This is a genomic window from Fundicoccus culcitae (assembly GCF_024661895.1).
GTDB lineage: Bacteria > Bacillota > Bacilli > Lactobacillales > Aerococcaceae > Fundicoccus_A > Fundicoccus_A culcitae.
The window spans coordinates 131,655-156,941 of sequence record NZ_CP102453.1 but is presented as its reverse complement, the minus strand read 5'-3'; the positions used below and the strand labels follow the sequence as shown (position 1 = coordinate 156,941).

Here is a 25,287-nt window from a genome sequence, read left to right as displayed (position 1 = left end):
TTGAAAATTAATACTTTTTACACGATTAAAGACTTAAAAGAAGCAAAAGTGAGCTTCTTTTAAGTCTAGTGATGTATTATTCAATGTTATAGAAATAACTTAGACCAGTTGGAGGGAATTTACTTAATTTAGCTTGTGACCAAACTCCAGCTCCAGCAATTGATTTGTTGCTTTCTCCCGTTTCATTATCTTTTACAGTTGATGAATGTCTACGACTACTTTGCAAATAATCAGAATACCCAAAAGTACCATTCCATCCTACGCCATAATTCCATTTACCACCTTCAGGAGGATAAACAGTTGCTGCTAGTGCTGTGCCAGTAAAAACAATACTTACTATTAATAACATTGAAATAGTAAAATGTTTGATTTTATTCATAATCAATTTCCTTATAAAATATACTAATTGTAAAACCGACAATTAGTAATAGGCTTTAGACTAGAGTTAGAAAAACAAGCGACAATGCATTGAAATCGATTTCATGCTTATTATAAAAAAAAAAAACGGTTTGTCAAGCTCTAAAACATGAATCATTTTAAGCTATTTGTAAATTAACCAAAAAAAGCAGATAGAATCCCATTAGAATAGGACTGTATCTGCTTTATTTATTACAGTTTTTATAAAAAAGTATAATCAAGTTTCAAGATAGAAATTGAAAATATCGATATAATGTTTGCGATATATACTTTTAATCGACCGATTGGCTTAATTTACCTAAAATCCCACTGATAAAACGGCGTGATTTGTCGTCACTGAATACTTTTGAGACTTCAATGGCTTCATTAATCGCAACTTTTATCGGCACGGGATTTTCTTTAAATTGAATTTCATAAAAAGCCAGTCGCAAGATCGTTAAATCTAAAGCTGTTACACGATCAAAATTCCAGTTAGTTAAATATTTTGAGATAGCTTCATCTATTTGTGGTTGATTCGCGATAACACCATCCACTAATTCGTAAAAATAATCATCTGGAATTGAATCATAGCCTTTTTCGGGATCATTTCCTGCTAGAAGAGCAAATTCAATGGCTTCATCTTTGGTAAGTTCATCAGATGGCGCTACAAATTGAAACAAAGTTTGAACCGCTAAGATGCGGGCTTGTCTCAATTTACTAGGATCAGCTTTTGTCAAATTACTCACCTAATTCATCATCTAAGTTTAAATAGGCTGTTTCACGATTAGGATTCGTATCGATGGACACAACATGAACGTTGACTTCTTGAACAACTAAATCGGTCATGAAGAGAATTTGTTCTTTAACACGTTCTTGTACTTTAAATGCAACATCTGGTACTGAATAGCCATATTGTAAATGAATCTGAACATCAATCGATAAATTGTTGCCATCTCTTTTTACCGTTGCTCCCATACGTTCACGGTCCATACCAAAGAAACCCCCCACTTCTTTTTGAAAGGATGAGTGCATTTTATTGACACCTTCCACTTCAGAAGCCGCTTTGGCAGCAATTGTTTCTAAGACGCTTAGGGTAATGTTAATTTCTCCAGCTGGATTTTGATCCATCTCAAATGGAGTTGTGTTAGACTTAGGCATAATAATCCTCCCTATTTTTAAATTATAATTAAATGTTTTGGACTATGATTCAATTGTTCAACTGAATCAGCATGAACAATTAAGTCATTTTCAATACGTACGCCACCAAGACCTTCAATATAGATACCTGGCTCATTGGTAATAACCATGTTTTCTTGAAGTGGATTTTCGTTCTTGAAGGATACAGCTGGCAATTCATGGACATCAAGACCTAGTCCATGACCAGTGCTATGACCAAAATAATCACCATAACCTTTCTCAGTTATATAATCTCTGGCTAAAGCATCGACTTCTTTTCCAGTCATACCTGCTTTGGCGCCTTGATTAACACGTTCATGGGCTTCTAAAACAATGTGATATATTTCTTCCAGTTTTGGATCAATACTTCCTACAGCAATGGTCCGCGTCATATCTGAACTATAGCCTTTATAATAACAACCATAATCAAGTGTGATGATATCACCTTCTTCGATTACTTTATCACTTGCCACACCATGCGGCATCGCTGAACGGACACCTGAAGCAATAATCGTATCAAATGACATGGCAGAGGCACCTTTATCCTTCAAAAAACGTTCTAGCTCATTGGCAACCGCAATCTCGGTCATGCCTGGTTTAATAAACGTTAAAATATGATCAAATGATTCATCGGTTATTTTACACGCTTCTTTAATAATGGCTAACTCATCTTCTTCTTTGATTTCACGAATCTTTTCAATAACACCTTGCGTTGGAACAATTGAAGCCTTAAATAATTTTTGTATATCTAAGTAACTTGAAACAATCATATCTTGCGCTTCAATCCCAATTCGATTAATTGAATGTTGCTCCAATAATTGCTGAACCTCTTTAAAGATACCCTCTTTATGAATCACAATCTTAAAGCCAACCGCTTGATTAGTGGCTTGTGTTCGATAACGGAAATCCGTAATAAAAAAAGCCTCATTTTTTGTAATTAAAGCAGCGCCGGCACTCCCGGTAAATCTAGCTAAATAGCGTAAATTTTTCGAATTCGTTACTAGCATCGCATCGATATTATTTTCTTCAAAGACATTTCTTAACTTTTCAATTCGCTTATTCAATCTATCTCCAACTTTCTAACATACACGTTTTTTAACTAAGCATCAACATTTGTTTTATTCGTTTTCTTTTTCCGATTACGTACACCTTTATTGATATCTAATAACACCGGTAAAATCATTGGGGTACGTTGTGTCCGTTCATAAATGAGTGGTTTTATCGTATCGATAATTATTTCACGGATTAAACGTTCATTAACATGATTACCATTTTCGTTAAGTCCACGATTAATTGCTGCTTTAATTTGTTGCTGTATTTCACTAATTAAATCACCTGACTCACGCATATAAATAAAGCCACGTGACATGATATCCGGTCCTGAGATAATCGCTTTATCTTGATAATCAATCGTTGCCGTAACAATAACAAGACCATCTTCTGATAAGCTTTTACGATCTCTTAAAACGATATTACCAATATCGCCTATACCACTACCATCCACGTAAATATCTTGTGCTTGAAAATGACCCGCTATCCGAGCCGTATCCTCAGTAACAGCTAACAAATCACCGTTTGACATGATAAAACAATTTTCTTTAGGAATTCCCGTTCTTTGCGCTAATTCTGCATGAATACTTTGCATCCGATATTGTCCATGTACAGGCATAAAATATTTAGGTTTCATTAGGCGTAACATCATCAATTGTTCTAATTGACCACCATGTCCCGACGTATGAATGTTATTAACTTTACCATAAACAACTTCGGCTCCTAATTCCATTAATTGATTGATGAGACGATTGACACTGGTTGTATTACCTGGGATGGGTGAACTCGAGAAAATAACCGTATCTTCTGGTTGGATGGTAATTTGTCGATGTGTCCCATTTGCGATTCGACTTAAAGCCGCCATTGGTTCTCCTTGTGAACCTGTCACAAGCAAAATCATTTTCTCAGCAGGATAATTATTAATTTCTCTATTGTCAATGAAGACATCCGCATCATCTTTAATATAGCCCAATTCTAAACCAATCTTAATCGCACCTTCCATACTACGACCAAAGGCTGCAATATGACGTCCAGTTTCTTTAGCGACCTCAACTACTTGTTGTAGCCGTGATACGTTGGATGCAAACGTAGCAAAGATAACCCGGCCATCTAATTGTTGAATAATATTTTTTATGGATTGGCCAACTACCGTTTCAGATTGCGTAAAGGTAGGAATCTCAGCGTTGGTACTATCTGCCATTAAAAGCAAGACACCTTCTGCACCAATTTGAGCCATTCGATGTAAATCAGCTGGTTTACCCACTGGGGTAAAGTCAAATTTAAAATCGCCTGTAAATACAATATTTCCTGGAGGTGTTTTCACGACTATTCCATAAGCTTCTGGAATACTATGGTTTGTTCGATAAAAGGCAACACTGGTCTTTCTAAAACGTATCACTGAATCTTCATTAATTTCATGAATTTGAGCATCACGTAATAAATTTTTTTCTTGTAGTTTGTTTCTAATTAAAGCACTCGCTAATTGCCCAGCGTAGATTGGAACATTTAATTCTTTTAATAAATAAGCGATGCCTCCGATGTGATCTTCATGACCATGACTGATAACTAATGCTTTCACCTTGTGTTTGTTTTGTAAGATATATTGAAAATCCGGAATAACATAATCAATGCCTAAGAGTTCATCTTCCGGGAACAGTACGCCACAGTCGAGTAAGATAATTTCATCTTGAAATTGGACTCCATACATATTTTTCCCAATTTCACCTAACCCGCCTAAGGCAAATACCCCAACTTCATTATTTTTAACGTTAACGCTCATACTAAAACTCCGTTAATTGATAATCAGGATTATTTTGCTGTTCATATTCTAAATAAGCTCCTGATATTTCTTCTACATGCTGAATATTATATGGAGTATTATCAGCGAGTCTTTGTCGAACCTCTACTTTACTTTCAGCTTCCATAAAAAGCGTTTTAGCATTTTCTCGTAGTGGAACTTGATTGGGGTTTTCTTGATAGATAATTTTAAAAATCATTATTTTTCTGACTTCCTTTCATAATTTTTCATTATATTGCTGAATAAACAACAATCTACACTAACCTATTTTAACATATCCATTAAATCAAGTATAGTTCACCCTGTTTATTTATTCATCAAATAAATCTTTTTTACTTTTTTTAAAATAAAAAAGTGGAATTCGCATTTTTTCGTGTATATATATAGTGACAGGTTGATTAAAGGAGTTTTTTTATGATTGAAACATTAGCTCAAGCCATTATAAAAGCCGCTGTCTCGTCGGGTGTCTCTGATATTCATATTTTGCCTCAATCACAACTCTATCATGTCTATTTTAGAGTGAATAGTCAATTAGTTTTTTATCAACATTTATCAATTGATTTGGGTAAACGATTTATTAGTTATTTTAAATTTTTAGCCGATATGGATGTGGGAGAAAAGCGTAAGCCTCAATCTGGCGCAGCCCAACTCCCTATTTTAGAACAACTGGTGGAATTAAGAATGTCTACCATAACCAATGTAAATTTATTAGAATCGCTCGTTATTAGAGTTTTTGCACAACAACCTACACAAAATCAAACGATTCAAACCTATTTTCCTAACGATTTAGTTATCTTGCGGCAGTTATTTTTGCGTAAAAGTGGCTTAATTCTTTTTTCTGGACCCGTTGGTTCAGGGAAAACAACGACCATTTATCAGCTCTTACGTGAACGAATTGCTCAAGAACCTTTACAGGTTATGACCATGGAGGATCCAGTTGAAATTTATGAGCAATCTTTTCTACAAACACAAGTTAATGAAAAAGCTGGGATTAGTTACGATACCTTAATCCGTGCGAGTCTGCGTCATCATCCAGATATTTTATTAATTGGTGAAATACGTGATGAAACAACGGCTAAGATGGTCATTCGTGGTGCTCTTACAGGTCATTTAATGATTGCTACGATTCACGCTAAAAACGCCCTAGGGGTAATTGCACGCTTGCAAGAACTTGGAATTAGTGATGAACAATTAAGACAAACACTTATTGGTATCATTTCACAGCGTCTAGTTCCTAGATTATGTTGTTTGTGTCACGATAAATGTCATCGATATTGCACGCATTTACCCACCCATCAAAAGCGATCTGCCATTTTGGAAATACTGACAGCTGATGAATTACATCGAACGTTATATCAAAAAACAGAACAAGCATTACCTACTTTATCACTCAATCGAAAATTAAGAAAGGCATGGGCATATGGCTACATCACCGAAAAAGCGTACCAACAATTTGAATTGGTTTAAACGAACACCTTCTACTTTAAAGGATAAACAGAAAGCCTATTTTTTACAAACCATTTCAGAATTATTAGAACAAGGTTTTTCAATTAATCAAAGTTTACAATTTTTAAAATTATTAATGTTAAAAAATGTCGCTTTAATTGAAGCTGCCGAAGAAAAATTAGCCCAAGGATTGCCTTTTGAAAAGAGTATTCAAGAAATGGGGTTTTCACTAAATACAGTGGCGCAATTGTTTTATGCTCAGAAACAAGGGCGTTTCATAGAATCATTAATGGATAATGCAAAACAAATCGAAACGGTTGATCGTTACCGTAAGCAAGTGCTTAAAATAGTTACTTACCCCATTTTAATGAGTATCTTCTTGATTTTGCTTTTGTTTGGCATGCGGACATTTCTATTACCTCAAATCGCAACCTTTATTAGTCAAGATGTCTTTGATAGAAATATATTAATTAGAATTTTGATCAATTTCTTTAACTATCTACCTCAACTTGTGGGTTTAATATTTGCTTTTTGTTTAATTGCTTATCTATTTTTTGACTTTTATTTAATGCGTCTACCCTATATTAAGCGGTATAAGATATTAATAAAGCTCCCCTTTTTGAAAAGTTGGATCAAACAATATTGCTCTTATCGTTTAACTAAAGAATTAGGACATTTTTTTAGTGGTGGATATTCCATTCAACAAGTGATTGAACTTTTAGTGAGTTATCCAATTGATCCGTTTATGACCGAATTAGCAATCTATATGAATGAAGATTTTATAAATGGCATTCCACTAACACAAATTGTTAGTGATTTAGGTATTTTCACAGACGAACTTCCTTTAGTCATTTACCAAGGCGAATTAATTAGTCAAGTTGGTAAAAAATGTCTCATCTATAGCAGTAATATTTTTACTGAATTAATGGATGATTTAACAAAAAAACTTAATTTGTTGCAACCTGTTTTGTTCATCATTATTGCCGTCTTAATTATGGCTCTTTACTTAATGATGATGCTGCCAATGTTAACGATGGAAGGAATTTAGGAGGATAAAATGAAAAAATATTTAATACGTAAAATTAAAAATAACAAACGTGCTTTTACTTTAGTAGAAATGTTAGTTGTCTTGGTTATCGTTGCCTTGCTGATGGCGATTATTATCCCCAATGTGGCTGGCCAACGTGATCGTATTCAAGAACAAGCAAAAACCAATATTGCTGAGATTATCGAAATGCAGATGAATACCTTTGAATTAGTTGAGGCTGATAGTGACGTGACACTTGCGAAGTTAAGTAGCGGCGGTTATATCACGGTCAAACAATCCAATGAAGCTCAAAACTTATTAGGACTTACAGAAAGTGAGACTTTAACCTTACCATTATTAATTGAACCATAATGCAATTAAAAAAGGCTTTCACATTAATTGAAACCTTATTAGTACTCACTTTGATAAGCTTTATGTTAATTTTACTTGCTTGGTTTCCTAATAACCATCTGATGGAATCCATTGAAAATCGTATTTTTTTTGATCAATTAGTCCAACACTTAAATGATGCACAGACACAAGCCATTACCCGCAATCAAACGATACGTGTTAGTTTCAATCAAACTCATCAAGTATTGATTATTGAATCCCTTGAATCAACTGTTTTACTAACTTATTTATATCTACCGGATAATTGGCAAATTAGAACAACGTATACTTTTTTCTATTTGGCAAATGGAAGAACCAATCGTTTTGATACCCTAACGTTTTACCATACTAGCCAAAATATAAGTATCTCTTTAGTATTCCAGTTAGGAAGTGGTCGTTTTGAATTACGCTAATAAACGTGCATTTACTTTAGTAGAAAGTCTCGTTGCGATAAGCTTATTTAGTTTTATTTTAATGTTTTATGTGCCAGCTTACTATCAAGAAGCCCATCGAATCCAAAAGCAACATATGGAAACAACTAAATTACGTATTTTTTATGAAATGGTTCAAATTGAATTAAAAACAAGCCTTGCCCATTATCCAAACGATCTATCTAATTTTCCAATAACATATTTCGACTGCCAACCTAATAAATGTCAAATTCTATTTGATGATGGAAGTGAGTACTTTGTTGAATTATTTCAAAAAGGTGTTAATTAAGATTATTAGCCAAAAAAGGGTGACACATAAACGAGCCTTTAGTTTAATGGAGATGTTACTATCCCTTTTTATATTTAGTCTTATTATCAGTGGTTTATACACAAGTTTTGGTAATTACGCTAACCTTAATCACACCATACGTAATGATCAGTCAACAGAATGGCACTTGTTTCTTATTACACTCGAAAAAGAATTAGAACAATTCATCGTTGAAGATGTCCAGTATAATAAAATTTTTATGTTAGATTCTACCAATATGCAAGCATACCAAATTATTTTGCAAAATAATAAAATTTACAAAACACCTGGACATCAACCTTACTTATATCAAGTTAACGACTGGAATCTTTCACTAGACGAGAATCTACTACTGATTCGTCTTCAATTTAAAAATAATCAAATATTCGAAGCGCATCTAGTAGTTAGGTTAAATTCACCTTAGCTAAAGAGGAGTGACATCGTGAAAAAAAGCAAACAAAAAGCTAAGCTAGCCTATACAATGCCTATCGTTCTAGTGTTTATGGTTATCAGTCAACTAATCTATTGGGGCATATTAAGAATAAATCATTTACAAAGCGCACAAAATATTTCCTTTCAAAATTATTACCTCGCTCAAATTCATTATTTAATGTTAGACGATTATTTAAAAGTTGACGATGATGTCAATCGTACTATAATCTCAGAAACTACTATGACTCAGATTGATTTAATCCATCAAGAAATGCTTCAAAGTTATTCAATAATTAATGAATGGCCTTTGAACGCACAATTTGGAATTAAACAAATCGAAACCAATGAACCATACGAACGTTATTGGCTTTTCTATACTGAATTATTTTTAGATTCAGTTGGACTTGAATATTGTCCCATTATATCCGATTTATATTGTTTTGGACAATTAAATGATGATGCCACTTATCAATATTTATCAGATGAAGAACTTAATCTCAATAAATCTGATTGGCTTGAGGCATACGCATTGATTGAAAACGATCTTTTAGATCAAGGGTTTAGACCGGTCTTACAACGTAATCGGAACCGACAATTCGAATGGACACAATGGATTCCTGAGTCGTCCGTCTATCAAAGTGATTGGATGGACATTTCCTTTCAGACATCAAATCAACAAATAATCTATCAAGTATCAACATTAAACCAATTATTTCAAACAAAATTTTCCCAACCCATTATTAAAGGTAAAAATTTGATTCGGTATACGGGGCAATTGTTTGAAAAAGAAAACGATTAATTCTTAACTCAATATTTTTTCTGTCAATACCACCTACCTACCCTTGACCCAATAGATTAACTTGAACATAAAAAGCTCGTAAGACACTCTTTAAGGCTGTCTTACGAGCTTTGTTTTAACGATTTTTTAACGTTCGATCAATATCTCTTTTTGCTTGCTGTTCTTTTAAGCTATTTCTTTTATCATATTTCGTTTTACCTTTAGCTAACCCAATTAAGACCTTTGCACGTCCGCGAACGAGATAAACTTTTAAGGGTACAATAGTCATCCCTGATTGTTTGGTTTCGTTAATTAATTTGGTTATTTCACGCTTATGTAATAGTAGTTTGCGATCCCGTAAGGGATCATGATTAAATATATTGCCTTGCTCATAAGGGCTGATATGCACATTTTTTAACCAAGCTTCACCACCATAGATTGAAATGTAACCGTCTTGAAGGTTTATTTTTCCTTTACGGACTGATTTAATTTCTGTCCCTTTGAGGACTAATCCGGCTTCAAATGTCTCTACAATCTCATAATCATAGCGTGCTTTTCGATTCTGCGCTAATGGCTTATCCTTTGTATTATTCATAATTCTACTCACCTACAACAACCTGAAGTTATTTTCTTTTTCTAGGTTGTTTTTTATTCCTTTTTCCGGAAGACGATGATTGTTTCATACTTGTTTTGGCATGTCTTCGCATTTTATTCTTATTTTGATCTTTTTTTTGCTTATTTTTAGCTAATTGTTTTTGACGATTTAATTGAGTCAAATCAATATCTTCAATCGGCTCGGCTTTAATGAGATTAAAATCAATTTCTTTTTCAGCTACATTGACACGATCCACTTCAATGACCACTGACTGACCGATACGATAAATCTTATTCGTTCTTTCGCCAATAAGTAACATATGTTCTTGGTTAAACGTATAAAAATCATCGGTTAACTTCCGTAAGGTGATTAAGCCTTCAACGGTATTCGGTAATTGAACAAAAATACCAAATGACGTTACAGATGATATAATACCATCAAACTGTTGTCCAACCTTGTCAACCATATATTCAGCTTTCTTAAGAGCATCCGTTTCACGCTCAGCATCTACCGAACGGCGTTCCATTTTAGAAGAATGGTCAGCTATTTCAGGCAAGATATCTTGCCAACGACTTTTTTCTTTATTGGATAGTTGATGGGCTAAATCCAAATGGATGATTCGATGCACGATTAAATCGGGATATCGACGAATGGGTGATGTAAAATGAGTATAGTCTGCTGCGGCTAAACCATAATGCCCAATCGGTTCATCACTATACTTTGCTTGTTTCATACTCCGTAGCATCATCGTAGACACGGCTTGATAATAGGGATGATCTTTTACTTCTTCAAGCGCTTCTTGAAGTTGTTTGGGTTGTATCGCCTCAACGTTCCCACGTAAAATGACCCCAAAAGAAGTTAAAAACTCAGCAAAGCGTTGCATCCGATCTTCATCCGGTTGCTCATGAATTCGATAAATAAAGGGTATTTCTCTTTGGGTATAATGGTGAGCGATTGTTTCATTGGCACAAAGCATAAACGATTCAATCAAGCGCTCTCCTTGCCATCTTTCACGTAATTCAATATCAATCGGATGTCCATTTTCATCGACAATTATTTTAGCTTCAGGCGCATCAAAATCTAAAGCACCGCGCTGGTGACGCATTTCTTCTAAAATAAGATGTAATTGATACATGTCTTCTAACATAGGAACAATCTCAGCATATTCTTGACGTAAGGGTTCATCCCCATCAAGGATTAAATTAACATTATCGTATGTCATACGGTATGACGAATTAATAACACTGAGAAAAATGTCATAATCAACAACTTTGCCAGCGTTATTTACTTCCATCACACACGAAACCGTTAGTCTATCTTCATGTGCATGTAATGAACAAATACCATTGGATAATCGCTGTGGCAACATAGGTACAACACGGTCAGTCAAATAGACCGAAGTTCCTCTTTCATAAGCTTCTTGGTCAATCGGACTTTGCTCCTTCACATATTGTGAAACATCTGCAATATGGACTCCCAATTGATAATTTCCATTAGTTAGTAGTTTGAGTGATATCGCATCATCTAAATCTTTCGCATCTGCCCCATCAATGGTAATAACTAATTCATCGCGTAAATCACGCCGATGGCTAGCTTGCTCTTGATCAATCACTTGCGGGATGGCATCCGCTTCATCAATAACAGCTTGTGGAAATTCTGATGGAATGCCAAATTGATATAGGATGGCTAAAATATCAACGCCAGGTGCATCTTTATGTCCAATTTCCTTTGTAACAACCCCCTCTAAGTGGTTCGGTTCTTCCACTTGGGGATAAGCGGTTATTTCAATTAAACAGATTGTTTGATCTGCTGGATGTATCCCGTCAGGTTTAATAAAAACAGTAACTAAATCACTATAATCGCCTTGTGGTTTTAGGCTACCTAAAAAACCTGTTTCTTGACGCAAATTTTGATCAAAAGCAGTAAATACCCCCACCAAGCTAGTAGCCGAACGTTCTATCACATTAATGACTTCCGCTTCTGACCCTTTACCCGTCGCTGGATCAATAGATTTAGTAACCAACACTTCAACTTTATCGCCGTTCATAGCTGCCCCAGATTGCTTTGGTGGAACAAACAAGTCAGGTTTGTTTTCATCATATTCAATAAAGCCAAAGCCACGATCATTGGCCCGATAAGTGCCTACAATAATTTTATCCTCACTAATGGATTGAAAACGTCCTGTTTCATCGACTTCTATTTCATGTACTCGCTCTAAAAAAGCCAAAGCTTTAATTAGTTTTTTATAGTTTTTCGTACCTTTATAATTAAAATGTTGGGCTATTTCATCTGTTTTAAAAGATTTACCTTTGTTTTCTTTTAAAAAAGTAAGTACTTTCTTCTCTAAACTTGTTAGGCTCATTATTGCCCACCTTCCGTACTTTTGTTAGTATGTGAATACTCTACCCTCACTATAGCATTATATTCACTGAAATAGAATTGAAAACAATTGATATAAGGATAAAAAAAAGCCTCTGATCCGACAATCAGAGACTTATTATTAGTGAGCTGACAGATAGGTAATTGCCAATGCAAGTACAAAAAACAAAATGCCCATAACAGTTGTCGCTCGTAATAGAAAGGCTTCAAACCCTCTGGCTTTTATTTTAGCTTGTGGTTCATCAGCGTTTCCACCGGTCAAACTACTTGCAGCATTACTTTTTGATGGTTGCATAATAACTAAGATAATAAGTAAGATAGATACAATAATTAAAGCTACTACTAATGCGTTATACAAGTTCATGTCCTCCTATGATAAATCGTCCGTAAATAATATTATCATAAATACGCACAAAATGCGAGGTCGTCTCTAATAAATATCAAATTATTTATTAGACGTATTGTCTAACTTTACCAGCAACATATGCCGCGTCAATAATACCGCCGCCTAAGCATTCTTCACCATCATAAAATACCACTGCTTGACCAGGTGTTATGGCTCTAACAGCTTCAGCAAAATAAACGGTTGCTTTTGTCCCTGTTTCATCAAGTTCTACTTTCACTTTAACATCTTCTTGGCGATAACGGAATTTAGCGGTACATTCAAAACGATTTTCTAAATGCTTATTATGCGTAAATTGGATATTTGATGCATCTAATGAATCAGAATATAAATCAGGATGATGATAACCTTGTCCAACATATAACGTTTGGGTAGCTAGATCTTTACCAATAACAAACCATGGTTCGTTATTATCTCCTCCACCACCAATACCTAAGCCATGACGTTGACCAATCGTATAATACATTAACCCAGCATGCTCCCCTTTGACTTCACCATCAAGCGTCATCATTTTGCCACTTCGATTAGGTAAGTAGTTTGACAGAAATTCATTAAAGTTTCGTTCTCCAATAAAACATACCCCGGTCGAATCTTTTTTGCTTGCAGTTGTTAGATTATAATCAGCAGCAATTTGGCGAACTTCTTTTTTGTTTAAATGTCCTAAAGGAAACATCGCTTTTTGAAGTTGCGCTTGAGATAATTGACTTAAAAAATACGTTTGATCTTTATTATCGTCAACTCCACGTAATAAATGAACCGTCCCATCAAAATCTTTAACCGTCCGTGCATAATGTCCCATAGCAACATAGTCTGCACCAAGTCCCATGGCATAATCTAGAAAGGCTTTGAATTTGATTTCTTTATTACACATGACATCGGGATTGGGTGTGCGACCATTACGATATTCTTCTAAGAAATACTCAAAAACCCGATCCCAATATTCTTTTTCAAAATTCACAGAATAGTATGGAATACCGATTTGATCAGCTACTTTTGCAACATCTTCATAATCTTCCGTTGCCGTACAAATGCCTCGTTCATCGGTATCATCCCAGTTTTTCATAAATAAGCCAATAACATCATATCCTTGTTGTTTCAAAAGCAAAGCGGCTACCGATGAATCAACCCCACCACTCATTCCTACAATTACACGTGTTTTACTATTATCAGTCATCATATTCTCCTTTCTTATGTTTAATTTTAATTAATTATTTTACTTCGACTAAAACATCCCGATCGATAAAACCATCAAAAATAAAATTAATTTTTTCCACAACCATATCATTATTTGCTAAACTCATAACATCTACCGATGCTAAACCTTTAGTATTAACGGTTGAAATTTTCAACATACTTAAATCACTATTTACGGTTACTTTTAAGACCAGACCATTACGATGGTCGACATCTAACGGACGTTTATACTGAAAATTACCCCCTTTTGTTTCTTCAAAACCATTGTCTCTTAAGGTGTATGGTCGACATTCTGGGGAAATGCTAAATGTACGATTAAAACCTTTTAATGAAGCTGTTTTACTAAATGCCATATGAATGATTCCTTTCCTTAATTAAATTTAACTGTACAATAAATTTATCGATATCTTCCTTTGTTGTTTGATTGCCAAAGGATAAGCGAATGCTTTCTTGCCAACGTTGCGAATCATCAGGATAGTAAGCTTTTAAAATCAAACTATCTTCTAAGCTACCTGCCGAACAAGCACTACCTGCCGAAACAAATATCTCAGCTAAATCCATTTGAATCAAAAGTTGACTTGAAGAAAATCCTGGTAACCAAAGATTAATAATATGATTAGCACGACTATCATTATCGCCATTTATAGCAAACGTAATAGCTGAATTGTCTAATTGTTCAATCAAGTACTGATTTATTTCAAATAAATTTGCCTGCGTCTCAGCGGCTTCGTCTAAACTAAGCTCAAGAGCTTTAGCCATTCCAAGAATATAAGGGGTATTTTCAGTCCCAGCTCGTTTACTAGACTCTTGACTCCCACCATGAATAAAGGGTTTGAGTAACATGGCCGTTTCCCATGGTTGATAAACTAAAAAGCCAATCCCTTTAGGACCATAGAATTTATGGGCTGAAACTGATAAAGAAGTCACATAAGGAATAAGCGTTTTAAGCTGATGTCCAATGGCTTGCACACCATCAACATGAAACCAATAGCCTAATTGTTTGGCGCTTTTACCTAAATCAACCGTTGGTAAAATAGCCCCGACTTCATTATTAATAGCCATTGCCACCCATCCCGTTGTCTTAGAAGTACTAGCTGCCTCAAAGGCTTGGAGTGTTATATGTTTGTTTTCATCAGGATAAATCCATGTAATTTCAAATCCTTCTTGTTCCAAAAATACTAAGGTTTCACGCACTGAAGGATGTTCAATCGCTGAGGCAACAATATGATTACCCTTTCCAAGCTTTCTGGCTGTTTGAGCTTGATGGATAATAGCCCAATTATTAGCTTCAGTTGCACCACTTGTAAAATACAGATTATTAGGTATAATACCAAGAAGCTTTGCGATTGATTCTCTAGCTGATGAAATCTTCCTTTTAGTCTTTTTACCAATCTGATAAATACTTGATGGATTACCAAAATCGAGTTCTAAAGCATTTTTAATCGTCTCAAGCACTTCAGGTCTTAAAGGTGTTGTAGCAGCATAATCCAAGTATACCATATGTTTTCCTCCTTTTCTTTAGATACATAACTTATTCATTATAACATTCATTTGATTGAAAATAAATAGCAAAATTCGTCCGCAAGCATAATTATGCCATAGTTTGTTTATTAATCACACTATAAGTGAAGAAAAATTGCTTTTTTAGACTATTTTTCAAAAGAGATATTTATTAGTTTTTACACGAACAAATGTTCTGTGATATAATAAGTTTACTGATTGTTCAAGAGGAGTGAATAAGAATGCAACAACCTCTCGCTTATAGGATGCGACCTAAAAACCTTGACGAGGTTTTAGGTCAAAAGCATTTAGTTGGTCCAGGGAAAATAATTCATCGCATGGTTACGGCTAATCGCTTGTCATCAATGATTTTATATGGACCCCCAGGGACAGGTAAAACAAGTATCGCCAGCGCCATTGCTGGTAGTACTAATTATGCTTTTAGAATACTTAACGCAGCTACCGATAATAAAAAAGATATCGAAATTGTCGTTGAAGAAGGAAAAATGTCTGGAACAGTTATTTTACTTTTAGATGAAATCCATCGCTTAAATAAAGTTAAACAGGATTATTTGTTACCACATTTAGAAAGTGGTCGCATTATTTTAATCGGAGCGACAACTGAAAATCCTTATATTGCCATTAGTCCAGCGATTCGCAGTCGCTTACAAATTTTTGAAGTGAAACCTTTAGATGTAGAAGATATTATGGTGGGACTTCAAAGAGCCATTGACGATCCTAAGCGTGGTCTGGGTCAAAAAGACATTGAAATCACCGATAGTGTCTTAAAACATTTTGCGCAAGTAACTAATGGTGATATTCGAACTGCTCTAAACGCCTTAGAGTTAGCTGTTTTATCGACAACAGAAAATGGAGCAGGAAAAATCGTCATTACGCAAGAAATTGCCGAAGAGTGTCTGCAAAGAAAGCAGTTAACCCATGATAAAGACGGTGATGCGCATTATGATGTGATTTCGGCCTTTCAAAAATCCATTCGTGGTAGTGATGTGGATGCAGCCCTCCATTATTTGGCCATCTTAATGGAAGCAGGTGAATTAATTATTGCTTGTCGTCGTTTGCTGGTCATTGCCTATGAAGATATCGGCTTAGGAAACCCTGGCGCCACCGAACGGACCGTTGCAGCCGTTATTGCTGCAGAAAAACTAGGTTTACCAGAAGCCAAAATTCCCTTAGCCTATGCTGTTACTGAATTAGCGCTCAGTCCAAAATCGAATACATCGGTTCGAGCTATTAACGAAGCAACGGCTGATATTCAAAAAGGCAATGTGGGGCAAGTCCCTGATCATCTAAGAGATGCTCATTATAGTGGTGCTGATAAATTGGGTCGTGGCGTCGAATACCTCTATCCGCACGATTTCCCAAATCATTGGGTTAAACAACAATACTTACCTGATAAACTTAAGCATAAACAATATTTTAAAGCTGAACCAACAGGCAAATATGAAGAAGCTTTAGCCAATTATTATCAACAGCTAAAAGCGCAGAAAGAATGATTACTTTCACAGTTGTTCGTTTGAAATATTTAACTTGATAATCAATTGACTTGCTAATTTCACAATAAATGATATAATCTATTATAGATACAAGGTGTCTGAGATGTGCGTTGTGTTTACATTGTGTGGACCGATCAATTATTTTTTACCTTGGGATCCTGTCAAATTATAATGATGACATGCCTTATCACTTGGAAGTCAGGGATTGTGTTTGTGGAGCCCACCTGCATATAAATGCGGGTTCAAAACATGTAAGCATGGAGACGGCATCACCGGATGCCTTGTAGGGACTGGCGCGAGCCAGTCTTTTTTAGTGAGATTATTTAATCAATAAGGAGTGACCTATGTTAGAAATATTATTTTATGCCTTTCCATCAATGATGATTATTATTGCTTTATATCTTTTTATGTATCGCGATAGTTTAGTAAAACTAATGACCCTTGATGATTCAAAATTAATTAAAGTTTTTAGTTTAACTTATTTTTTAATGTCAATTTTAGGCTTTGTTTTAGTCCTTAACCAACTAGATACTTGGGTCATCATCTGGATTATTTTATCCCTCATCCTAACATCAATCATGTTATTTACTTTTTATAAATTAATGAAATAAACGCTTTGAACCGTTTAACTCTATACAAACCATTAAAGGGATGAGCGAAAAAGTTCACTAAAACTTTTTCGCTCATCCCTTTTCAACCTTAGTTAGCCATGTTAACAATGACAACTTGATCTTTATTATCAACCTCGGATAAACGCACTTTTATTTGTTCATTTTTTGATGTAGGGACATTTTTACCGACAAAATCAGCCCGAATAGGTAATTCACGGTGACCTCTATCGACTAGAATAGCTAATTGAATATAGGAAGGTCTCCCAGTTTCTAAAATAGCATCTAAAGCAGCTCTAACCGTTCTACCTGTATAGAGTACATCGTCGACAATAACTACGGTTTTCCCTTCCAAATTATGCTTAAACATTGGTTTTACAACTTGAGGATCACCGGTTTGACTTAAGTATGACAAGTCATCCCGATATAAAGTAATATCTAGCGCTTCAATAATCACTTCATTATCTTCAATTTCACTTATTTTTTTACCTAATCGATTCGCTAAAAATTCTCCTCGTGTTTTAATTCCAACCAGAACCAGATTTTCAATCGTTTTATTGCGTTCAATTATTTCATGTGCCATTCGTTTTATGGTCCGGTCGATAGCTTTTTCATCAAGTAATTCACGTTCATTCATCTTGCTCGCTCACCTTCACTTAATTAATAATTATCTCTCTGTTATATTACCTTAGCTCACTTATCAACCTTAAGTCAATCAAAATAAATACCACTTAACAATAAATTAATAAGAAAACTAAACATTTATTGAAGACGATAAAAAAGCTAGTCCATGACAACAACTTAAACCTTGCAGTCTTAGTCGTTATCATGGGCTAGCTGAATCTCAAAGCCATAGCTATATGAGAGTTAATGTCTTAGCTATTGAGGGTTCCTCTATCATTAATTATTTTAAGCGTTCAACTTCACGTGCAATTTCCATTTCTTCATCGGTAGGGATATTAATGACAGCAACTTTAGCTGCATCCGATGAAACAATGGCTTCTTTACGTGTATTATTACGTTCAGGATCGATATCACAACCAAAGGTGGTGACACCATTAATGATCGCCGCACGTGTAGTAGCAGAATTTTCACCAATACCTGCTGTAAAGACAATCGCATCAACACCGTTCATAACGGCTACATATTGACCAATATATTTTTGAACACGATTAACAAAAATATCTAACGCTAATTGGGCTCTTTCATTCCCTTCACCAGCAGCATTTTCAACATCACGCATGTCACTAGAAACGCCTGAAATACCTAAAAGGCCTGATTTTTTATTTAAAATATTAACCATTTCATTCACATCAGTGATTCCTAATTTATCCATTAAGAATGGTAATAATGAGGCATCAATATCACCTGTACGTGTTCCCATGGTTACACCAGCTAATGGTGTGAAGCCCATAGATGTATCAACGGATTTCCCATTTTGAACAGCCGTGATTGAGGCGCCATTTCCTAAATGGCAAGTAATAATTTTTAATTCTTCATAGGGTTTTCCTAACATTTCAGCTGCGCGACGGCTAACATAAGCATGACTTGTTCCATGCGCACCGTATTTTCTTGCTTGGAAATCTTCATAATATTCATAAGGTAAACTATAAATGTAATTAACAGCTGGCATTGTTGTATGGAATGATGTATCAAAAATCGCAGCCATTGATGCATGGGGTAAGCGTTCTTTAAAAGCACGCATTACGACAGCTTCCGCAGGATTATGTAAAGGGGCAAATTCTCCTAAATCAGCAACTTGTTGGATGACTTCATCAGTAACAACTGCAGATTCTTTAAATAATTCTCCGCCTGCTACGACACGATGGCCAACACCAGTAATTTCCTCTAACGAATCAACGACTTTATGTTCAGCTAATTGATCAAATAGAATGGTTACAGCCACATCATGATCAGGAATATCTTGTGTAAACTCAATTTCTGTATCCCCAAATTCTAAACTAAATTTAGAATCATTCAGACCAATTCTCTCAACTAATCCTTTAGCTAAAACGATTTCTTCAGGCATTTCAATAATTTGAAATTTTAAACTAGAACTACCCGCATTGATTGCCATTGTTTTTGACATTAAACATTCTCCTTAAAATTTGTTTATAAACCGATTATAACATGAATCTTAGTTCATTATCAGCTAAGTTTTTAAAACACTGAAAATTATTTTTACTCCATCGTTTGACCATCATAAAAATCTTCTGGAGCCATATCTTCAAAAATAACTTTAATAGCTTTGCTATCAGCAAATTTTTGTTCTTCCATTAACACTATAATTCCTTTGGCTAATGCTTCTTTTTGTCTTGGCGTACGCCCTTCTTTAAGTTGTATACGAACAAACGGCATGTCAATCTCTCCTTTAATTTTTTTAACTAACATATGAGATAGCTTTTGTTGCTTTAATGAGTTGTTCTGCTATTACAGGAATTGTGTCTTCAGTCATGGATGGAGCTAACTTTGAGACACTCATAGCCGCGATTATTTCACCATTTTCATTAAAAATAGGTGCTGCAACACATTTTAACCCCAGTTCAATTTCCTCATCATCAATAGCATAACCTCTTTGACGGGTTAAGGCTAGATCATTTTCAAGGACTTCTTTATCTGTAATTGATTTATTTGTTAATTGCGCTAAGGGCTTACTATAAACAAACTCATTTTTATATTCATCGGATAACTGAGCCAACATCGCCTTGCCTACACCCGTACAAGTTAAAGGTGCCCGTTTACCTGCTTGCGAATAGTTTACAAAGGCGTCTGGATGCATATATTTTTCTATATACACAACTTCACCTTTATCAAAGGTCGCTAAATGGATAGTCGCATTATATTTTTTTGCTAATTGATTGGCATAGGGTTCACTTCGGTTTTTAAGTGGATTCCGTTTAATATAAAGATTCCCTAACTCAAATAACTTAATCCCTAAATAATAGCGTTTAGTGACGGGATTTTGATTTAAATACTCCATATGCGTTAATGTTGTCACAATATCAAAAACGGTACTTTTATTGAGTTGTGTAATTTCAACGATTTCTGAAATGCCTAATTCATGATCTTGAAAAAAAGCTTCAAGTACCATACCCGCTTTTTCGATTGACTTGATATACCTCGCCATACCTTACCTCCTCTTACACAAAAATATTATAGCATATTTTTAAAACTTTTTGCCTGAAACCGTTGACAGATGAAAAATAAGATTTAATATAATCTCGTAAGCTATTGTCGGATGTCGTACGGTATTGTCGCACGGTTAAAAATTATGAGGAAATCATATGAAAAATTTATTGAAAGAAAAAATGTTAAATGGTCAAAATGTTTTAGGAACATTCCATGAGATTGGTAGCGCTACAGCTGTAGAAGTTTTAGCTTATGCTGGTTTAGATTATGTCTTAATCGATACGGAACATGGTCCTTTTGATGTTGAAAAAGTACAAGAATATTCACGTTCAGCAAAATTAGCCGGCACCACACCTCTTGTTCGTGTGAAAGATGGTCAAAGAAATTCTGTCTTGAAAATGTTGGATGTTGGTGCAATGGGGTTAGTAATTCCGAACATTAAAACCATTGATGAAGTTAAGGAAATTGTGAATTACGGTAAATATTTCCCATTAGGTAATCGTGGTGTGGCACCAACTAGCGGTAGTAATTTCTGGATGACCGATTATGCCCAACAAGGGTTAGATCACTACTTTGAAGTCAGCAATAATGAAACGCTCATCATTCCTCAATGTGAAACGGTTGAGAGTTTAGAAATTATCGAAGACATTGCTAATCTTGAAGGCGTTGATGGTATTTTTGTTGGCCCTTATGATTTATCAACGGCACTAGGTAAACCAGGTCAATTTGATGATGAAGAGGTTGTTCAAGCGATTCAACGTATTTTAGATGCTTGTAAAGCTGCCAACAAATTCTCCTTTATTTATGCAGGTTCTGAAGAAGATGTTAAACATCGTTTTGCACAAGGATACCAATCAGTTACCTTTGGCATGGATGCGATTCACTTAGCAAATGCCGTCAAAGGTATTGTCAGCCGTGTGATGGATTAATCTCAATACATTAATAATAAAATTCTACATGAATTTTGTTAAAAAGAAGCATTTACACGGATATTTTTTTATATCCGTGTATAAATAAAGGAGAATTTATATGGAAGTATTAGGTGTTATAGGGATTGCGATAAGTTTAGTTGCAATCATGTATTTTATCACAAAAGGCTTTAACGGAATTTTCGCGGCGATTGTGGCTACAATCATTGTTATTGTTACAAATCAAATGCCCTTTTTTGAATATTTAGTGGGTTCAGAAGAATCTTTTGTTACCGGCTTAGGTAATTTTATTGTCCAAAACTATGCGATTTTCTTACTTGGATCAATTCTGGCCAAATATATGGAAGCTAGTGGCGCAACGATTTCAATTGCGAATAAAGTATTGGATTGGGTTGGTAAAGATAACCCTTATTCAGTTATGGTAGCTATCTATATAATTGCTGCTATTTTAACTTATGGTGGTATAAGTATGTTTGTGGTTGTTTTTGCAATTATTCCCATTGCACGTCCTCTTTTTGAAAAACTTGATATTGCTTGGAACTTAGTCGCTATCCCTGCCTTTGGTGGTATGGCAACTTTCACAATGAGTATGCTTCCAGGAACACCTGCTATGCCAAACGTCATTCCATCGACAGCATTAGGAACACCATTGACCTCAAGCCCCGTTATCGGAATCGTAACATCAATTGTCGCTATTATTTTTGTCTTGGGATATATGAAGTTTGAACTTAATCGTAGTATTGCTCGCGGTGAAAAATATAGTGACTTTGCTCCCTCCAATGTAGTCGCTCAAACAACTGAAGATAAAGCGTTACCAAGTGTGGGCTTAAGCTTTGTACCTATCGTCGCTTTATTGGCTATTATAATTGCTTTTAGTTCAACAGCCTATATCGTAGTTATTGCTTTAGCTGTCGCGGTTATATTATCAGCTGTCTTAATGCATAAATATATTCCCTCACAAAAGACCGTTATCAATAATGGTATTGTTGGTTCATTTGGTACCATCATGGTAACGGGTAACACAATTGCTTATGGTGGTATTTTAACAGCAGCCCCTGGTTTCCAAGTTATTTTAGATTTAATTATGGATACGCCACTGAGCCCATTGATTTCACTATCCATTGCTACCATCGTGGTAAGTTTCTTTACCGGATCAGGAGTGGGTACGGCTGGTATTGCGGTGCAAAACTTTGCACCGATGTATTTAGAAATGGGTATTGATGCAACCTTAATACACAGGATAATCTCCATTTCATCAAGTGTATTCGGGATCATGCCACATACAGGCCTTTCTATTACATTTAATGAGGTAGCAAATTTATCTTTAAAGCAAAACTTTAAGTATCAATTTGTTACGGTTAACGTCACCCATATGATTGTCTTGGTTGTAGCACTTATCATGGCATCATTTATGTATTAATAAAATAAAGGTATGAATATTAACGCGAAAAACGTTAGTATTCATACCTTTTTTTAGGGTAAGTTAACCATAATCGGTTGTTGTTTTTGGTAGACCACCAGTTGCTTCACTTCATGTTTTCTTAATAGCTCAAAAGCAGCGTCAAATTCTAAGCGGTAATCAGCAGCCACATGCGCATCTGAACTAACCGTAAACAATTTACCACCGACACTTTGATACACTTCAATCGCATAATCATATAAATGGACATCATGATAACGATACATACTGCGTGTATTTAGCTCAAAAGCTTGATTATTCTCAATCATTACCGTAAATATCTCTTTTAATACCGATTCAAAGGGTATTAAATCCTCGACATGAACGGGATCATAACCTCGTAAACCAAAATCAAAGTGAGCTAATACATTAGCAAAAGTCGCAAATTTAACGCCTTCTAACATGATAGAAAAATATTGTTCTAAATGTTCAGCAATCGGTTTTGTATCATGATTTAGAGTCATAAATCCATGATTTCCATTTTGATGAATGCTGAGTAAAATAATATCAAAGCTTTTATCGCTTAAATAATCTAATATGGCTTGTCTATCTGTTTTTGTATAGCCTACTTCGATGCCTTTTAACAAACGATTATTATATGAACGATTCAATTCGTCTATATGGTTACTGTAGGAAGCGTAATAAAGTATGACATCGCTGCTTTGTGGATAGTTTGTATAATAATCCAAATGTTCGGTTGTTACCACATAATTATCCGTTTGCTTTAAATAATTTTCAAATTTTTCGGTCGAATCAGGGGAAAAGAATGTATGCATATGTTGGTCGTAATATTCCATAGTGACTCCTTATCGTTACGTTATAATTAATTTTATTATATCAAACTATTGTAAAATAATTATTTTTTCTATGTAAAATTAATGTAAAAGCTCCCACAACAAAATGTCGTGAGAGCTTGTTTACTTTTTTAAAAGTTAAATTATTTGTTTTCTAAGTTATAGAAAACACCTTTGCCATCGTAACGAGCTACATCGCCTAATTCATCTTCGATTCTTAATAATTGATTGTACTTAGCGATCCGATCAGTCCGTGATAAAGAACCTGTTTTAATTTGACCAGCATTGGTTGCTACAGCGATATCAGCAATAGTTGAATCTTCAGTTTCACCAGAGCGGTGTGAAATAACAGCTGTATAGCCAGCTTTTTTAGCCATTTCAATCGCATCAAAAGTTTCAGTCAAGGTACCAATTTGGTTCACTTTAATCAGAATTGAGTTACCAACTTTTTCATTGATCCCACGTTCTAAAATTTCAGTGTTGGTTACGAATAAATCGTCACCGACTAATTGAACACGTTCGCCTAAACGTTCAGTTAATAATTTCCAGCCATCCCAATCATTTTCATCCATACCATCTTCAATCGAAATAATAGGATATTTATTAACTAATTCTTCTAAATAGTCAACTTGTTCTTCGGCTGAACGTTTTGCGCCTGTTTCGCCTTCGAATTTAGAATAGTCATAGACGCCATCTTCGTAAAATTCAGAAGCAGCACAGTCAAAACCTAAGAATACATCTTTACCTGGTTCTAAACCAACCGCTTTGATAGCTTCTAAGATTGTTTCAACGCCATCTTCAGTACCTTCGAAACGTGGAGCAAATCCACCTTCATCACCAACTGAAGTTTCTAAACCACGGTTTTTCAAGATTTTTTTCAATGCGTGGAAAATTTCTGCCCCCCAACGTAAAGCTTCTTTAAAACTTGGAGCTCCAGTTGGTAAAATCATAAACTCTTGGAATGCAATCGGTGCATCAGAGTGAGAACCACCATTAACAATGTTCATCATTGGGGTTGGTAATAATTTAGTGTTAAATCCACCTAAATATTGGTATAAAGGAACATTTAAGTAATCAGCAGCAGCACGAGCTACGGCAATCGAAACACCTAAGATAGCATTAGCACCTAATTTACCTTTGTTAGGAGTACCGTCCAATTCAATCATTAATTTGTCGATTGATTGTTGATCTCTTACATCAAAGCCAATGATAGCTTCAGCAATAATATTATTAACATTATCTACAGCTTTTGTCGTTCCTTTTCCTAAGTAACGGCTATCATCACCATCACGTAATTCTACGGCTTCATGTTCACCTGTTGAAGCTCCAGAAGGAACCATTCCACGACCAAATGCACCACTTTCTGTATAAACTTCTACTTCAACAGTTGGGTTACCACGTGAATCAAGGACTTCTCTTGCGTAAACATCTGTAATAAATGGCATAATTTTCTCTCCTTAATATTTTGGGATTCTATAAACAATGGTATGTATCATACTTATAGACTACCTATTCTTATTCTATTCATAATTGATCAAAAAAGCAAAACCTT

Annotated in this window: 29 protein-coding genes and 1 other RNA gene; 12 read left to right on the top strand and 18 right to left on the bottom strand. The window is 35.0% G+C overall.

Annotation, left to right across the window (positions count from 1 at the left end; all coding sequences use genetic code 11):
* Window positions 1-76 precede the first annotated feature (76 nt).
* From NRE15_RS00790 to NRE15_RS00765, 6 genes are all read right to left on the bottom strand, one after another.
* Window positions 77-379, bottom strand: coding sequence for a lactococcin 972 family bacteriocin (locus NRE15_RS00790; RefSeq protein WP_313793741.1), 303 nt, complete (start codon window positions 377-379; stop codon window positions 77-79).
* A 310-nt stretch (window positions 380-689) separates the two neighbouring features.
* Window positions 690-1,133: a transcription antitermination factor NusB gene (nusB, locus tag NRE15_RS00785; protein WP_313793740.1), complete on the bottom strand. Its 444-nt coding sequence runs from the start codon at window positions 1,131-1,133 to the stop codon at window positions 690-692.
* A gap of 1 nt (window position 1,134) precedes the next feature.
* Window positions 1,135-1,554 (bottom strand): Asp23/Gls24 family envelope stress response protein, encoded by a 420-nt coding sequence (locus NRE15_RS00780; protein WP_313793739.1) that lies wholly within the window; start codon window positions 1,552-1,554, stop codon window positions 1,135-1,137.
* 17 nt (window positions 1,555-1,571) lie between these two features.
* Window positions 1,572-2,636, bottom strand: coding sequence for a M24 family metallopeptidase (locus tag NRE15_RS00775; protein WP_313793738.1), 1,065 nt, complete (start codon window positions 2,634-2,636; stop codon window positions 1,572-1,574).
* A 35-nt stretch (window positions 2,637-2,671) separates the two neighbouring features.
* Complete coding sequence (rnjA, locus tag NRE15_RS00770; RefSeq protein WP_313793737.1) at window positions 2,672-4,402, bottom strand: ribonuclease J1; 1,731 nt, start codon at window positions 4,400-4,402, stop codon at window positions 2,672-2,674.
* A 1-nt stretch (window position 4,403) separates the two neighbouring features.
* The gene (locus NRE15_RS00765; protein WP_313793736.1) at window positions 4,404-4,619 is read right to left on the bottom strand and encodes a DNA-directed RNA polymerase subunit epsilon; all 216 of its coding nucleotides are present in this window, start codon (window positions 4,617-4,619) and stop codon (window positions 4,404-4,406) included.
* A 215-nt stretch (window positions 4,620-4,834) separates the two neighbouring features.
* Here NRE15_RS00765 and comGA point away from each other — a divergent pair, with 215 nt between their 5' ends.
* The 7 genes from comGA to NRE15_RS00730 are packed head-to-tail and all read left to right on the top strand — an operon-like array spanning window position 4,835 to window position 9,252.
* Entirely contained in the window at window positions 4,835-5,887 is a 1,053-nt protein-coding gene (gene comGA, locus NRE15_RS00760; protein WP_313793735.1) for a competence type IV pilus ATPase ComGA, read from the top strand.
* Complete coding sequence (comGB, locus tag NRE15_RS00755) at window positions 5,841-6,914, top strand: competence type IV pilus assembly protein ComGB (RefSeq protein ID WP_313793734.1); 1,074 nt, start codon at window positions 5,841-5,843, stop codon at window positions 6,912-6,914. The genes comGA and comGB overlap by 47 nt, the downstream gene beginning before the upstream one ends.
* Before the next feature lie 9 nt (window positions 6,915-6,923).
* Entirely contained in the window at window positions 6,924-7,265 is a 342-nt protein-coding gene (gene comGC, locus NRE15_RS00750) for a competence type IV pilus major pilin ComGC (RefSeq protein WP_313793733.1), read from the top strand.
* Window positions 7,265-7,696: a competence type IV pilus minor pilin ComGD gene (gene comGD, locus NRE15_RS00745; protein ID WP_313793732.1), complete on the top strand. Its 432-nt coding sequence runs from the start codon at window positions 7,265-7,267 to the stop codon at window positions 7,694-7,696. The genes comGC and comGD overlap by 1 nt, the downstream gene beginning before the upstream one ends.
* Window positions 7,683-8,003: a type II secretion system protein gene (locus NRE15_RS00740; RefSeq protein ID WP_313793731.1), complete on the top strand. Its 321-nt coding sequence runs from the start codon at window positions 7,683-7,685 to the stop codon at window positions 8,001-8,003. The genes comGD and NRE15_RS00740 overlap by 14 nt, the downstream gene beginning before the upstream one ends.
* A gap of 19 nt (window positions 8,004-8,022) precedes the next feature.
* Window positions 8,023-8,445: a competence type IV pilus minor pilin ComGF gene (comGF, locus tag NRE15_RS00735; protein WP_313793730.1), complete on the top strand. Its 423-nt coding sequence runs from the start codon at window positions 8,023-8,025 to the stop codon at window positions 8,443-8,445.
* 18 nt (window positions 8,446-8,463) lie between these two features.
* Window positions 8,464-9,252 carry a hypothetical protein gene (locus NRE15_RS00730; protein WP_313793729.1) on the top strand — a complete coding sequence of 263 codons (789 nt, stop codon included), beginning with the start codon at window positions 8,464-8,466 and terminating at the stop codon, window positions 9,250-9,252.
* A 115-nt stretch (window positions 9,253-9,367) separates the two neighbouring features.
* Here the strand turns inward: NRE15_RS00730 and smpB are convergent, their stop codons facing one another.
* The 6 genes from smpB to NRE15_RS00700 form a co-directional block, all read right to left on the bottom strand.
* On the bottom strand, window positions 9,368-9,826 hold the full coding sequence (smpB, locus tag NRE15_RS00725) for an SsrA-binding protein SmpB (RefSeq protein ID WP_313793728.1): 459 nt from the start codon (window positions 9,824-9,826) through the stop codon (window positions 9,368-9,370).
* A 28-nt stretch (window positions 9,827-9,854) separates the two neighbouring features.
* On the bottom strand, window positions 9,855-12,188 hold the full coding sequence (rnr, locus tag NRE15_RS00720; RefSeq protein WP_313793727.1) for a ribonuclease R: 2,334 nt from the start codon (window positions 12,186-12,188) through the stop codon (window positions 9,855-9,857).
* A 138-nt stretch (window positions 12,189-12,326) separates the two neighbouring features.
* Window positions 12,327-12,563 (bottom strand): preprotein translocase subunit SecG, encoded by a 237-nt coding sequence (gene secG, locus NRE15_RS00715; protein ID WP_313794920.1) that lies wholly within the window; start codon window positions 12,561-12,563, stop codon window positions 12,327-12,329.
* Window positions 12,564-12,657: 94 nt separating this feature from the next.
* Complete coding sequence (mnmA, locus tag NRE15_RS00710) at window positions 12,658-13,782, bottom strand: tRNA 2-thiouridine(34) synthase MnmA (RefSeq protein WP_313793726.1); 1,125 nt, start codon at window positions 13,780-13,782, stop codon at window positions 12,658-12,660.
* 34 nt (window positions 13,783-13,816) lie between these two features.
* On the bottom strand, window positions 13,817-14,155 hold the full coding sequence (locus NRE15_RS00705; RefSeq protein WP_313793725.1) for a cysteine desulfurase: 339 nt from the start codon (window positions 14,153-14,155) through the stop codon (window positions 13,817-13,819).
* A complete protein-coding gene (locus NRE15_RS00700; RefSeq protein ID WP_313793724.1) occupies window positions 14,145-15,302 on the bottom strand; it encodes a cysteine desulfurase family protein in 1,158 nt (385 codons plus the stop codon). Before NRE15_RS00700 ends, NRE15_RS00705 begins: the two co-directional genes overlap by 11 nt.
* A gap of 242 nt (window positions 15,303-15,544) precedes the next feature.
* Between NRE15_RS00700 and NRE15_RS00695 the strand changes: the two genes are divergently transcribed.
* The 3 genes from NRE15_RS00695 (at window position 15,545) to NRE15_RS00685 (ending at window position 17,427) form a co-directional block, all read left to right on the top strand.
* Window positions 15,545-16,816 carry a replication-associated recombination protein A gene (locus tag NRE15_RS00695; protein WP_313793723.1) on the top strand — a complete coding sequence of 424 codons (1,272 nt, stop codon included), beginning with the start codon at window positions 15,545-15,547 and terminating at the stop codon, window positions 16,814-16,816.
* 92 nt (window positions 16,817-16,908) lie between these two features.
* Window positions 16,909-17,099: non-coding RNA, 6S RNA (gene ssrS, locus NRE15_RS00690), on the top strand.
* Between the two features lie 61 nt (window positions 17,100-17,160).
* The gene (locus NRE15_RS00685) at window positions 17,161-17,427 is read left to right on the top strand and encodes a hypothetical protein (RefSeq protein WP_313793722.1); all 267 of its coding nucleotides are present in this window, start codon (window positions 17,161-17,163) and stop codon (window positions 17,425-17,427) included.
* A gap of 88 nt (window positions 17,428-17,515) precedes the next feature.
* Here the strand turns inward: NRE15_RS00685 and pyrR are convergent, their stop codons facing one another.
* The 4 genes from pyrR to NRE15_RS00665 all read right to left on the bottom strand — a co-directional run bounded on the left by pyrR (window position 17,516) and on the right by NRE15_RS00665 (window position 20,551).
* Complete coding sequence (pyrR, locus tag NRE15_RS00680; RefSeq protein ID WP_313793721.1) at window positions 17,516-18,061, bottom strand: bifunctional pyr operon transcriptional regulator/uracil phosphoribosyltransferase PyrR; 546 nt, start codon at window positions 18,059-18,061, stop codon at window positions 17,516-17,518.
* 267 nt (window positions 18,062-18,328) lie between these two features.
* Entirely contained in the window at window positions 18,329-19,513 is a 1,185-nt protein-coding gene (locus NRE15_RS00675; protein ID WP_313793720.1) for an acetate kinase, read from the bottom strand.
* Window positions 19,514-19,605: 92 nt separating this feature from the next.
* Entirely contained in the window at window positions 19,606-19,782 is a 177-nt protein-coding gene (locus NRE15_RS00670; RefSeq protein ID WP_313793719.1) for a tautomerase family protein, read from the bottom strand.
* Window positions 19,783-19,804: 22 nt separating this feature from the next.
* Window positions 19,805-20,551, bottom strand: a complete 747-nt coding sequence (locus NRE15_RS00665; RefSeq protein ID WP_313793718.1) for an IclR family transcriptional regulator — start codon at window positions 20,549-20,551, stop codon at window positions 19,805-19,807.
* 157 nt (window positions 20,552-20,708) lie between these two features.
* Here NRE15_RS00665 and NRE15_RS00660 point away from each other — a divergent pair, with 157 nt between their 5' ends.
* Window positions 20,709-21,482 (top strand): HpcH/HpaI aldolase family protein, encoded by a 774-nt coding sequence (locus NRE15_RS00660; RefSeq protein WP_313793717.1) that lies wholly within the window; start codon window positions 20,709-20,711, stop codon window positions 21,480-21,482.
* Window positions 21,483-21,582: 100 nt separating this feature from the next.
* On the top strand, window positions 21,583-22,902 hold the full coding sequence (locus NRE15_RS00655) for a GntP family permease (protein ID WP_313793716.1): 1,320 nt from the start codon (window positions 21,583-21,585) through the stop codon (window positions 22,900-22,902).
* A 53-nt stretch (window positions 22,903-22,955) separates the two neighbouring features.
* On the opposite strand, the gene NRE15_RS00650 is transcribed toward NRE15_RS00655, so the two are convergent.
* Together NRE15_RS00650 and eno are read right to left on the bottom strand one after the other, a co-directional pair.
* Complete coding sequence (locus NRE15_RS00650; RefSeq protein ID WP_313793715.1) at window positions 22,956-23,738, bottom strand: PHP domain-containing protein; 783 nt, start codon at window positions 23,736-23,738, stop codon at window positions 22,956-22,958.
* 140 nt (window positions 23,739-23,878) lie between these two features.
* Window positions 23,879-25,180 (bottom strand): phosphopyruvate hydratase, encoded by a 1,302-nt coding sequence (gene eno / locus NRE15_RS00645; RefSeq protein ID WP_313793714.1) that lies wholly within the window; start codon window positions 25,178-25,180, stop codon window positions 23,879-23,881.
* Between the last annotated feature and the right edge of the window lie 107 nt (window positions 25,181-25,287).